We start from the raw sequence: 13,098 nt of genomic DNA, 5'->3' as shown, positions 1-13,098 counted from the left end.
CCTATCAGTAATAAGTATTGAACAATTAATAAACCAACTTCAATAATTTCCTGATAAATATACAAAACACATTACTTAATTCTCTATTTATCTAAAAAATTTTTTGTGTTTTTCTCTGAATTTTAATCAAGATGCAATCTAACTCCCCATTTAGCGGAGGGATTCAGAAAAATATCCAAAACATCCCTAAATTTTGAAAAATTTTGAAAATAGTTATCATAGTACTGTTAGTTTGATTAATTAAGCCTTCAAGCTAACCAATTCTTTTATTAATAACTTAAAGGTTTCTATGCAAATTATTTCTTCTAATAATAATGGACTGCAAATGCAAAAAGGATATGCGCTAGCGATAATAACCAATAAAGGTAAGATTATTCAGTCAGGTATGGTTGTTGAGTTAATGGTCTTTGAAGCAATGCTAGATCATATTATTAAAACCTTTTGTGCCAGGTTTACAAGTATTGATCCTAATTATTTTAAAGAACCTAAATAACTAAGCCCTTCAACTAAATAATATTGAATATGGCCTGTTGCAAGGGTAAACTTGCGTCAGGCCACTTCGTAATTACGTCAAAAGTCATAACCACTAACTAGCTCACCAGTATGTTTATGCAGACGCAACAAACGCTTCTTATCATTATGAAATTCCAGTAAAAGCTCAAAGTAGTCAGCATTTGAGGCACCTAATAGGTGCTCAAAAACATTATTGAGGCCACCTTTATCGCCGCTAAATGTATTTAGCTGTAAACTGATGCTTTTAAAAGTATCTTTAACTAGCTGGCGAATAGCTAAACGTTCGTCATTGGAAAGTTTTACAAGGTTTTTAGTAAGCGATAACCAGCGGTCTGTTACTTCATCACGAAAAGAGTGGTCAATTTTAGCAAGCTTGTTTTTACTGGTATCTATTTGGGTTTGAATGTCACGCGCTTGTGTTTCAAGGGCTGATATTTTATTAGCTATCGCCTGTGGTGGCGTGCCCTCAAGTATTAAAAGCGTTTCTGTAAGTGAGTTTATATCGTCATTAATTTTTTCAAGCTGCGCAACCAGTGCTGATTCTTCAGTATTAATTAATTCGCGGTCGCTGCCCCCTAGCAATATACGTTGCAGGTTTACTTTATCCTGGCAAAACTTAACAACAGCACTTTCAACCATTTCAATTTGCACTGTAGAACTCATTGTACAGTTATTATTGCGCCTAGCTTCAACACAACCATAGCGCTTATGGCTACTTTTTACTTCATCAATACACTTTTTACGATAAACAACATGCGAACCGACCGATTTACCACAACAACCACATTTAAATACACCAACGCCCGATAAAATCCCCACAAACTTTTGTGTGTGTTTCGTAGCACCTCGTTTAGATGAATCTGCGACTAAAAAATCAAACTCAACTTTACTCATTAATGGCGGGTAATAACCTTCAAGAACGTAATCAGCATCGCCTACTTTTACATTCAGCTCACCAATTAACGAACGGCGCTTTACCTCTTTATAAACATTAGCCCCAGTGTGGTGAACAGTACCCGCACCAAACTCTGCATTAATAAGCTCAGCTATTTTTATACCGCCGTGCCCTTTTTTAAATAATTCAAGCTTACGCAGCATAATAGCTTTATTGTGCGGATCGAAGTCGAATAACTTTTTATCATCATTCCACACTACCCAGCTAGGCGGCTTACCACACTTAACCCTAAAACCACGTTTGCCGGCTAACCAATCATCACATTGCTTAGTCAACGCAGAACGAACCCGCAGAGATTTAGTTTCACTTTCCTCATTGGCCCGTATCAACACCAGGATAATATAAACCAAATCCATCGGATTCTTTTTAATGGTTTCTTTATTATACTCTTTACGGTCAGCCGCCGTGATCACCGTAATATCAGCATTAATAATTTGTGCAATAATGCCCTGACTTTCAAGCGGCGCAGCACGAGAAATGCGGTCCAAACTTTCAAGCACTAAAATAGAACCCGCCGGTACCTTACCCTGCTCTACCGCCGCTAAAAATATACCCAAAGCGCCCCGGGTAATATTGGTTTTATGAAACGCACTTAACCCCATATCACGCATTGATAATGAGTCATCAAGCTCAAGCCCTTTTTCCTTAGCAACCTCTTTAGCAAAACTAAGCTGCCGATTTAAAGACTGCCCCTTAGCCTGTTCGATTGTAGAAAAGCGTATATAACTATAGAGTAATGGTTTTAAAGTAGTATGCTTATTCATGTTTTTGATTCACCTCTGTTGTTATATACAGTGTAAATCAATACAATATAAGTATCTACTATTATTATCCTTTTGCTGGCCTGTAATAGCCGTAGATACACACATATTTCGTGTATCTAACCGTACAAAGCTTGCCATGGGTAAAGATGTTGTAGCTGTAGAACAAAAGCTTGAAAAGGTTGTACCAAAAGAATTTAAAGTAGACGTGCATCATTGGCTGATACTGCACGGACGTTACACCTGCGTAGCACGTAAACCAAAGTGTGGCAGCTGTATTATTGAAGACTTGTGTGAGTTTAAAGAAAAAACGGAATAACGAGTTGAAAAGCTATAGTGGTAAAACTCAATTATACAATTTGCTTTTAGCAATTACTTCAGCCTTCTGTATCTGGCTTTCAAATGGCTTTATCACCTTTATTGCTTTTAACGAGTCTGTTGCGGGAGTAACATTTGAAGAACTTTTGATCATATTTTCAAATGTCGATCTTTTACAGGTTTTGACCTTTCCTGAGTTTTGGGAAGCTAATGAAAATCATTCTTTTATTGAGGCCCCAAGTTTTTGGTTTGAGCCGATGACTGTTTTATCTTCTATAAGCTCATTACTTCTTATAATTTTATTTTCAACGTATGTAACTAAGTTGAAGCCTGAAACGATATCTTTATCTCTACTCTTAATTGGATTTTTATACCTGGTTGTTTCATGGGGTGTTTTGCTAGATGTATCTGATGCAAAGATGATTGGGCCCTATTTAAGTATTGGTATTCAAGGTCTATTATTACATTCATTTATAAGTTGCCTAATTTGTGTTTCTACTTTATCAAAAAATGTATATTTTAAATTTAGCACTAATTAGCCTTTCTTTATTCAGTAGCTTTGCATTTCCAAGCGAAATAGATTGGCAAAACAAAGCGGCTGATCATATTAGGTTAAATATAATTCTGTTCATTAATCTTAGCCTTTTCATTCTAATTTTACTTTTCTCATTTCGACATATTAAAAGATTAAAACGACTAAATATAACCATCACTAATGAATCGTTAATCGACCCTTTGACAAAAGTATTAAATAGGAGAGGCTTCCATGAACAAGTTTCACGCTTAGATAAACAAAGCGGCTTTTTACTAATTGCAGATATAGATAACTTTAAACTCATCAATGATCAATTTGGACATAATGCTGGTGACAAAGTCCTTCAAAGAGTAGCCCATGCTCTAAAATTTCAAACTAGAGAGAAAGATATTGTAGGGCGATATGGCGGAGAAGAGTTTGTAGTTTTCTTTCCTAGCCATGATGTTGAAATTGTAAAAATGATTTCACAACGGCTTGTAGAGGCAATTGCGAGTCTTAATTTAACTGATATATCACCTGAATTACAAAGAGTTACAATTAGTGCTGGTGTAGATAAAGGCGATACAAAACACTGTAAGTTTGAAAAATTATATGAAAACGCAGATAAACTGTTATATCAAGCTAAAAGTGCTGGTAAAAATCAAGTTATCGTATTTGATAACTAACAGGTTAAACCTTGGCTAGCACACTTCTATTCGAACTCTAGTGATAAGATAGCTAATCGTTTAGCTGCCAGTCGATTCTATATTATTAATAAATTGCGCCGCATTAACTAAACGCTCACTAACAATAAATTGAGTCGTATTTTTAACCCAAGGCCTAGCAATATTTTTGTAATTTAATTTAGATAACCCGCAGAATGTGACTATTAATAGAACATTATCAAAGTATTAATTTCACAAGTCTCACTCCTTTGGTTATGCTAGTGAGCATTATAAAATTTTATTGTGAAACCCTCTATGCTACCTCTACTTCGTATCTTGATAATTGAGCAAGACCCAGCCACTTTACAAGGGCTTTCAACGAATCTGTCAAAGACCATTCCTAACTTTGAGCGAGACGATATTCATATCGATATTATTGAGTGCCTCGAGCTGAAGCACGCGCTGGAATGTGTAGAGGAAGATGGTGATATTCAAGCCGTGGTTCTAAGCTGGGATATGCACAACAAAGTGGGTGAGCGGATGTATAGCCGCTTTATTGAAGAGTTAAAGGCAATTCGCCTTGAATTGCCGGTTTATGTTATTGGCGACGACACAAAAGGGCTGGAGATCGTAAACGAATCAGAAGAAATCGAATCATTCTTTTTTAAAGATGAAGTAATTTCTGACCCAGAAGCTATTTTAGGTTATATGATTAACGATTTTGACGACCGCTCTGAAACACCATTTTGGACGGCATATCGTCGTTACGTTGGTGAAGCAAACGACTCTTGGCATACACCGGGTCATAGTGGGGGTTCTAGCTTTAGAAACTCACCTTACATCAAAGATTTTTATCAGTTTTACGGCCGCAATGTATTTGTTGGCGACCTGTCGGTTTCGGTAGACTCGCTAGGTTCATTGTCAGACAGCACTAATACCATTGGTCGCGCTCAAGAATCAGCGGCGGCGACGTTTGAAGTTAAGCACACCTACTTTGTTACAAATGGTTCATCTACCTCAAATAAAATCATTTTGCAGACACTCCTGCGCAAGGGAGATAAAGTAATTGTCGACCGTAATTGCCATAAATCAGTACACTATGGCATCTTGCAATCAGCTAGCTACCCCATTTATTTGGCGAGTATCTTAAATCCAAAATATGGTATTTTCGCGCCACCGTCGTTGGCCGACATCAAGTTAGCAATTGAAAACAATACTGATGCTAAATTACTAGTGCTTACCGGTTGTACCTACGATGGCCTACTTAGCGACCTGAAACAAGTCGTAGATTATGCTCATCAATATGGTATCAAGGTGTTTATAGATGAAGCCTGGTTTGCATACTCTTTGTTTCATCCTAGCTTTCGTCATTATTCTGCAATACATGCTGGGGCTGACTACATCACACATTCGGCGCATAAAGTAGTATCGGCGTTTTCTCAAGCGTCTTATATTCATATTAACGACCCCGATTTTGATGCTGATTTCTTTCGAGAGATTTATAGTATCTACGCTAGTACATCGCCTAAATATCAGCTTATTGCATCGCTTGACGTGTGCCAAAAGCAATTAGAGATGGAAGGTTATAAGCTGCTCAATGCGCTGCTAAATCATGTTGAAGAGTTTAAACAACAGATGGCCTCGCTTAAGCAAATTAAAGTATTAGCTAAGCAAGACTTTATGGAAATATTCCCGCATTTTAGTGGTGATAACATGGGTCACGATCCATTAAAAATCCTTATTGATATTAGTGAGCTACCTTACTCATTAAAAGATATTCATAAATATCTACTGGATGAAATTGGGCTGGAGATAGAAAAATACACACACAGCACCATCTTGGTTTTACTCACGCTTGGTGGCACGCGTTCGAAGATAATTCGTTTGTACAATGCATTGAAAAAACTAGATAGCGGTAAAGTAAAATTGTCGAAATCGACGCGCAGAGCTCGCTTACCTGAAAACTTACCAGCCATAGACTTGGCATGTATTCCAAGCGATGCTTTTTATGGCGACCGCGAATCTGTGCCTATTAGCAAAAGTAGCAACCGCATTTGTGCAGGTTTAGTTACTCCATACCCACCGGGCATTCCGCTTTTAGTCCCAGGCCAGCATATTACTGATGATCATGTTGAATATTTGCAAGAGTTGGCAAGCCAAGGGCTGACGATTCAAGGCAGTTTTGATGGTGAAATTTATGTTCTTAAGGGTAAGGTTAAAAAATAAAGGTATTGGTTTAATACTATCTCGATAATAATACCAATCTGCTTATATACGGGGTCTATTTAACGTTAAGAAAATTACGCTAGAACTAGGCAAAAATTTTTGTATCTAGTTGTTCTAAATAAAAAATTTTTAACGACGTTATAGTGCAATTTAATTCGTTAAATTGATCAAAGATTTATGCAGGTTGGTATAATTACTGCCGGCAGTGTCGCAAGACATTGCCGCTGTAACAGTATTTAGAAGTAAAATACAAAGTGGAATAAATCATTCTTATAAATATTAACTAGTTTTAGTTAAAAAAAAGCAAGCCAGGTGGCTTGCTTTTACCGTCTTTAAATACACACACTTATAGACTCGATTTAACTATAGCTTTTAAAATCTATAGCTTGCGCCAAATGTAATACGGCGGTCTGTAATACCTTGGAAACAAAGTAAAGCACCTTCGTTAACACAAGACTGGCTAACTTCTGATTCAGTTAAGTTAACGGCTTCAATACCGATATTTAGCTGATCGTTCACATCATAACTTATGCTGGCATTAAGCTGCCCTCTATCTTCTTGTACAACAGGGAAACCCCATGGGAAGCTCGAGGTGCTACCAAAATCAGTTGAACGGTACCCTTCGCGCCACGTATAACGCGCTCGAGCAGATAGACCGTATTTCTCATAGTAGAATGTGATGTTATATGCGTTTTCTGACAGATCAATGAGTGATTGCTTAGCACTTATGTCTGCATCAGGGTTACCAGTTGTTAATGCAAAAACAGCATTTGCACGACTCGTTGCGGTGTCAAATGATTCGCCACCAGAAAATTCTTGATAGGTATAGTTAGCAACCACACCAAAACCTGATGCCCATCCTAGTTCTTTTTCAAAATTTGATAAGTCGTATTGAGCCGCAAGCTCAATACCTTGCTGTGTTGTTTCACCAGAATCATTAATAGTAGTTTGTGTTGGTACACATAACCCTACGCCAGCATCTGGACCAAATACGTTTATGTCTGCAATTGGATTAAATATGCCGCCGCCTTCACATTCTGGACCATTTGTATCGCGAAAGCCTGTGCTTGGGTCTTCAAATGGGTCAACTTGCTGTGTAACGTGCAAATCGCTACGTGTTTTATGAAAGTACCCCACACTTAACAAAGCAGCGGGTGCAAAATACCAATCAGTGGATATATCGAAAGAGGTTACTTCTTCTGGCGCTAAGCCTGAGTTACCAATTGAAACGGCACTATTAGGGCTGGTGCCAAACGTAACAGATGTAGATAGGTCATCAAAATCTGGGCGTCTAATATCTTTAGACCAACCTAAACGAACAATCACATCTTCACTTACATTCGCGGCTAAATTAAATCGTGGTAAAAAGAAATCGTAATCACCTTTTGACGTTAGCTGAGTAACCAGTTCGTTGCCACTTCCATCTTGAGTAACAGAGTTACCTAGCGATGTAACTTCAGTCTCTAAATAACGCAGGCCAAAGTTACCGCGAAACATGCCATACTCAAAATTTGCTTGTGCATATAAGGCATGTGTTTCTTCTTCAATATCAAAAAACGCATTTACTTGAGACGTTGGTGAACTTATTGGACCACGATCAGAACCTGTTATTGCATTATTAGCTTCAATCGCTTGGTTAAGCGCTGCTAAAACTGCTTGTGGATCAGAGGATGCAAGCTCTGGGTTTATAAGTAAGAAATCACGAATATAGAGTGCTCGCCCATCACCATCGTTAAAGTTATCTGGGCCCGCTGTTAATAATTGTGCAAATAAATCACCCGTTGGGCTATCAGCCATATTTCTTAAACCAACGTTAGAACGAACTTGATCCGACACACTACTCGTTTTACTGTAGCGGTAACCGAAATCGACTGACGTTATTACATCATCTAAGTAATATGTAAAATCTGTACGAAACGCATCTTCTGTATTTTCTGACTCATCTTGCCCTTGGTTTACGTCACGTAGAACAACATTTGCAGGGTCAAGTAATTGAGCCATTGTTGGCGCGTTTGCCTCACCCGTCGCAATCCCAAACGTAAGTGCATCACCTGTAAGATCATACTCAAAAGGAGTCCCGTTTTCATTTGACGAATTAGTAGCAACATTTGGATTTATAAAATTAAGCGTTGTATTAAAGCTTGGTGTAGTTGAATCAGAACGCGAGGTTGAGGCTTCAACACTTGCAAATAATCTATCGCCTTGCCATTCCCCTCCTATTCTAAATATTTTGCTCTTTGTGATGCGTGAATTAGTATCGCTAGAAAAACGCAAGTTAGGATCGCCACCACCGTCTTCAACCGGAATAACGCCTCTTACAGCCGCTTGAATGCTGCCTAGGTTCTGTCCGTCAAGCGAACCAAAATTAACTGTTTCAAACTCACTCGGTATTGATACATTTCTAAGATCACTTAGGCCAGATGCTTGTACTCTAGAGCTTTCTTGGCGGCGCTCTTGATCGTTAACAACTGCATCAAAAAAGAATTTCATATTATCGTTTGGCGCATATTCAAATGTACCTGCGAAGTTTTTTGTCTCGTATTCGTAATTATCATAATCTTGAATTAAAAACTGTACTGGTAGGAAATCAAATGATTGTGCACTTGCTGCACCACTATCAGCGGCTACCGAATTATCTCTATCAGCGCGAGGACGAAATGCGGTTACGTCTTGCTCACTGTAACTACCACTAAATACAACACCAAACTTACCGCCCGAATCAAGCTCCCAGTTATCCCCCCAGGCACCAGAAACTCGAGGAGTGACACCGTCTGTTGATAAGCTACTATCTTCACCTTGAACTCTAATTGAGCCTAGAGTTTCATTTAACTGTAACGGGCGAATTGTTTTCAAGTTTATTGTTGCGCCCACAGAGCCTTCGATTGTTTTTGCTTCAGGGGACTTAATTACTTCTACACCAGAGATAATTGCTGCTGATACATCTTCAAAACTAATACCACTTCGTCCAGAACCTGAGCCAACTGTTGATACGCCGTTCACTTCTGTACGATTAGCATTGGTACCACGAATTTGAACGCCCGTACCTACCCCTGCTTCACGAGTAATTTGAATCCCTGTTACGTTTTCAAGTACTTCTGCGAGGTTTTGATCTGGTAGCTTACCAATATCTACAGCCTCAATAATTTCAACAAGGCTGTCTGCTGAACGCTTTTGTGCAAGCGCATTTGTAAGCGATTGTCGAATACCTGAAACCTCGATAACCTCAAGATCATCTGCAGCTTTTTTTGGAGCTTCTTGCGCCTGTGTAGACAAAGACATACCAAGTGCAGTTGCCGATATAACTGCCAGTGTAATTTTAGATAACTTGTGACTCATAGTTTTTTTCCTGTGTGTGTGAAATGCTATGTTTAACCAGCTACTTTATTGTTTTTATTAAAAGCCCTTAATTATTACAAAACCTTAACTTTATATTTACACTCAACTATAAAAAGGTCAACCTTTTGGTAATTAATTTAGATCAAATATTATGCAATATGTTATTACCAAAATAGAAAAACCTATCTAACCTTCAAGCTAATAGCAAAACTTACATTTTAAGTTAATGTTATTTATGGTTTTTAAGTTTCATTAGAAATAGGTCTATTAATAACAAGGGTTAGAAGAGTTATCGTTTTAAAAATGAAATAATTTAGGCAGGAAAAACCGATGATGTTCGGCGTACTGAACAAACAGCAATATTGGTTAACCAATTTAATTGTTTTAGTCAAGTAGCGTAATTCTGGAGTGAGTTTTTTGAGTACTGTTAGCTAACGCTATCGAAAATATAAAATTGAAGAATTTGAGGATCAAAAAAGGCGGTAAAACCGCCTTTTTAATATGATTAAGTGTTTAACTATTATAGCTTGTAGCTTAAGCCTAAGAATAAACGTGGGCCGTAGTCATTCACTTCACCTAGGTTACCTTCAACAAAGAAATCTTGTGATTTAGGAGCACTGAACAAGTTAATTGCTTCAGCTTTAACTCTAAAGTGCTCATCAATTTTGTATGATGCGCGCATTTCCCACACACCTACGCCATCAACATAACGAAGTCGAGTACCATTTGTAGTATATGGTTGGAAATACTCACTACGATATTTGTAAATAACGGCAGTATCAAATCCACCTATTTGGTAGTAAAGCTGGCTGCTAAATACATGCTTTGAGAAACCAGGTACTGAAGCCGACTCAATAATACCATCAGTTAATTGTGTAGTATTACCATCTACGTCAGTCTCAAACGTATCGCCGTACAAGCTATCTTGGAACTCAAAATCAGTGTCTGCATAGTTGTAACCAAATTTCATACCGATGCCATTATCCCAGCGGTAAGAAAATGAAGCTTCAAGACCTAATATTTCACTGTCCTCGTCTGATGTAACAGAATTAGTAATTGGTAATGAAACAGTTTCACCGGCAACAGTAAAATCTTCAATTACTGTTTGTTGTTGAAAACCACCGTTGAACTGTTTGTAGTATAAGCTTAACGCTAAGATTGAATCTTCGTTAGGGTACCATTCAAATGCCGCATCGTAGTTCCACGACATAAGCGGTTGAGTATCTGGGTTACCAGAACCATTTACACCCACTAATAAATCGCTAATTGAAGTTGCTGTACCTTCTGTATCTTCTTGGAATGTACGGCTGTAACCTAAATCAGATGGATCTGCGCGTGACATACCACGGTATATACCAGCTCGAAATAAAATATCTTCACTGTAATCAATAACTAGGTTAAAACTTGGTAAATACTTAGTGTAGTCACCACCGCTTTTTATTTTATCCAATGAACCATTATCAGATTCAACCAGAGAAAGTACACCGGTATCACTTGTTACAACATCAAAGCTATTTCTAAAACCAATCGAAGTTACTTCTGTGTCTACAATACGAAGACCAAAGTTACCGCGAATGAATTTACCAAACATTTCTGTATCGTAATTAGCCATTAAGTACACTGATGTTGTTTTTTCTGTTACATCAATTGTACCTGCATTTTCATATTCAACTTCTGGGTAAGCAAACACACCATCAGCGTTAGAACCAGCTACAGCTTGTGAGAAACATACGTTGTCGTATGTAGCCCATGATGAACCTGTACCGCTATCTACAACGTTACCGTCACTATCAACATTGGTTACAATATCGCCATCAGATACACTCGATAAAAAGCCTGATTCTGGAAAGTCGATTTGACAACCTTGTAATACGTCAAGCGCTTCTGTACCAGAGTCTAGTGTAAATTCGTTTCTTGAACCGTTACCTTGGCTACCACCATACTGTAGGAACGTCATTTCAGATGTTCTAATACCACCTTGTACACTGGTGAAAACGTTACCATCTAGCGCATAGTCAAAATCTAATCGCGCTGAGATAACTTCGTTTTCACGAACATTTTCACGGTCAAGTCGCGTTCTTAGGCTATCTGTAAAGTTTGAAATATCTGTTACATCAAAATCTGTCAGTGTGAAATGAGGGATCTCATCACCCATATCCCAAGAAAAGAAATTACGACCTGATGTTCTACCACGGTTAGATATTTGAAGTTCTTCACGTTCAGTTTTTGAATATGCTAAATCTAGGTCAACAGTTAATCTATCAGTAACTGTATGTTCTATATTTATGCCGTAACCTTGGTAGTTTTCTTCACGAGAAAATTGCTCACCCGCTGATTCAATGCGCTCTTCACCTTCCCAGTGCAAAATACCGCCTACATCGTTAGTAACAAGTGTTGGACCTGTTACACCTGGTGTGGCACGTTTTTGTAAAAAGATTAAATCGTGGCGTGCTTCTTGTTGTGTTCTATCTGAAATTTGCGCATCAAAGTTAACATCCCAATCAGCTGAAGGTTGGTATTGCAGTGCAAAAAACATTGCATCACGCTCATCTGATGTCTCGTTTTGACGGTAGCTTCGGCTACTACCAGTCCAAGCATACGGAGTACCATCACTTACTGCTTTGCCCGTTTCAGGATCAATTTCTGTATCGTAACCTTGGTTGCTACTGCCACTAACTTGGTCTTCACAGTCGCCTGCGCTGCTACGGTAAAAACCTTCATTAGTATTATTTGGATCGTTTAAACAGGCCCATAATGAAGAACCTGATGGGCTAGAGCTTCTGTATTCAGCTTCTGGTTGGCTAATATCTTGGCGCTGTACACCAAAAGACACACCAACGGCTTGGCCGTTATCAAATTCAAACTGGTCAACATAACTAAACGTGCCACGGTAACCAGCGTCACTTTGAAGTGAGTTATCTACATTACCTTCATCAGGGTTGTAGTTTAATTTAACCTCTGCAGATACACGTTGTTTGCCAAAATCAAGTGGAGTTATAGTTTCAAGTGCAATAACACCTGCAACACCACCTTCAATCATTGAGGCATCTTGCGTTTTATATATCGCTACTTTTTTTACAAGTTCAGAAGGAAACTGCGAAAAGTTAACTGAGCGGTCACCACTACCATTAGTCGCTTCACGACCATTAATGTGTGTTGCGCTTAAAAATGGACCAAGTCCACGGATAGTTATTTCAGTTGCACCACCATTTTCACGGTGAGATGCAGCGCCTGTAATTGACTCAAGTGCTTCACCAATAGACAGTGCTGGTAAATCACCAATGTCTTCTGATGACAAGCCATCAACTACCGTTGTTGCTTCACGTTTAATTGCTATTTGGTCCTGTATTGTTCTACGAGTACCTGTAACACTAATTATTTCAACGTCTTCTTCAACTTCTGTCGCTTTTCCCTGATCTTCTTGTGCGCTTGCTGTAAATACGCAAGAACTTGCCATACCTGCGATGACCGCTGTTCTTACCCATTTTGCAACTGGGCGCATTGCAAACTGCCCTGTTGTAGAATTATTGCTATCTCGTGACTTCAACGACATTTGAATTCTCCGCTGGTTGTTGTTGTGTGATTTTAGTGTGTTAGCTTGTTATGCTTATGTATATTTTATGTGACCTTTGACTTTAATATACTCAAACGCAGTCATATGATCAACCAATTTAGCGTTTTAATATTACCATAAGGTATACCAATTTTTACATAACGGCATTACCAGCAGGTCAGGCAGGTTTTTTACTAGAATATAAACACCTCTAAACTAGTCCATAAATGAGTTATGTAGGCTAAATTAAAGTGTGG

The 13,098-nt window shown here is 38.4% G+C and carries 7 protein-coding genes and 1 pseudogene; 5 read left to right on the top strand and 3 right to left on the bottom strand.

Annotated features, from left to right (window positions below; all coding sequences use genetic code 11):
• Nucleotides 1-289: 289 nt before the first annotated feature.
• Nucleotides 290-493, top strand: coding sequence for a hypothetical protein (locus BW142_RS10855; RefSeq protein WP_002962287.1), 204 nt, complete (start codon nt 290-292; stop codon nt 491-493).
• A gap of 77 nt (nt 494-570) precedes the next feature.
• Here the strand turns inward: BW142_RS10855 and BW142_RS10850 are convergent, their stop codons facing one another.
• Complete coding sequence (locus tag BW142_RS10850) at nt 571-2,232, bottom strand: recombinase family protein (protein WP_002962286.1); 1,662 nt, start codon at nt 2,230-2,232, stop codon at nt 571-573.
• A gap of 67 nt (nt 2,233-2,299) precedes the next feature.
• On the opposite strand from BW142_RS10850, the pseudogene BW142_RS10845 reads away from it, so the two are divergent.
• From BW142_RS10845 to BW142_RS10830, 4 genes and pseudogenes are all read left to right on the top strand, one after another.
• Nucleotides 2,300-2,548, top strand: a pseudogene (locus tag BW142_RS10845) (endonuclease III); the annotation flags it as partial.
• Nucleotides 2,523-3,086: a hypothetical protein gene (locus BW142_RS10840; protein WP_154903405.1), complete on the top strand. Its 564-nt coding sequence runs from the start codon at nt 2,523-2,525 to the stop codon at nt 3,084-3,086. The pseudogene BW142_RS10845 and the gene BW142_RS10840, both read left to right, overlap by 26 nt.
• Nucleotides 3,058-3,747 carry a GGDEF domain-containing protein gene (locus tag BW142_RS10835; protein ID WP_024591501.1) on the top strand — a complete coding sequence of 230 codons (690 nt, stop codon included), beginning with the start codon at nt 3,058-3,060 and terminating at the stop codon, nt 3,745-3,747. Before BW142_RS10840 ends, BW142_RS10835 begins: the two co-directional genes overlap by 29 nt.
• A 294-nt stretch (nt 3,748-4,041) precedes the next feature.
• Nucleotides 4,042-5,952 carry an aminotransferase class V-fold PLP-dependent enzyme gene (locus tag BW142_RS10830; RefSeq protein ID WP_076924854.1) on the top strand — a complete coding sequence of 637 codons (1,911 nt, stop codon included), beginning with the start codon at nt 4,042-4,044 and terminating at the stop codon, nt 5,950-5,952.
• 372 nt (nt 5,953-6,324) lie between these two features.
• Here the strand turns inward: BW142_RS10830 and BW142_RS10825 are convergent, their stop codons facing one another.
• Both BW142_RS10825 and BW142_RS10820 read right to left on the bottom strand, forming a co-directional pair.
• Entirely contained in the window at nt 6,325-9,288 is a 2,964-nt protein-coding gene (locus tag BW142_RS10825; RefSeq protein ID WP_076924853.1) for a TonB-dependent receptor, read from the bottom strand.
• Nucleotides 9,289-9,808: 520 nt separating this feature from the next.
• The gene (locus BW142_RS10820) at nt 9,809-12,841 is read right to left on the bottom strand and encodes a TonB-dependent receptor (protein WP_024598711.1); all 3,033 of its coding nucleotides are present in this window, start codon (nt 12,839-12,841) and stop codon (nt 9,809-9,811) included.
• Nucleotides 12,842-13,098 lie beyond the last annotated feature (257 nt).

It is taken from the genome of Pseudoalteromonas sp. EB27 (assembly GCF_001974875.1).
Lineage (GTDB): Bacteria > Pseudomonadota > Gammaproteobacteria > Enterobacterales > Alteromonadaceae > Pseudoalteromonas.
This window is presented reverse-complemented; position numbering and strand designations above follow the sequence as displayed.

Excerpts from the sequence above, each read along its gene's own strand:
- BW142_RS10825 (WP_076924853.1), bottom strand. The coding sequence starts at position 9,288 with ATGAGTCACAAGTTATCTAAAATTACACTGGCAGTTATATCGGCAACT.
- BW142_RS10820 (WP_024598711.1), bottom strand. The coding sequence starts at position 12,841 with ATGTCGTTGAAGTCACGAGATAGCAATAATTCTACAACAGGGCAGTTT.
- BW142_RS10835 (WP_024591501.1), top strand. The coding sequence starts at position 3,058 with ATGTATATTTTAAATTTAGCACTAATTAGCCTTTCTTTATTCAGTAGC.
- BW142_RS10850 (WP_002962286.1), bottom strand. The coding sequence starts at position 2,232 with ATGAATAAGCATACTACTTTAAAACCATTACTCTATAGTTATATACGC.
- BW142_RS10855 (WP_002962287.1), top strand. The coding sequence starts at position 290 with ATGCAAATTATTTCTTCTAATAATAATGGACTGCAAATGCAAAAAGGA.
- BW142_RS10830 (WP_076924854.1), top strand. The coding sequence starts at position 4,042 with ATGCTACCTCTACTTCGTATCTTGATAATTGAGCAAGACCCAGCCACT.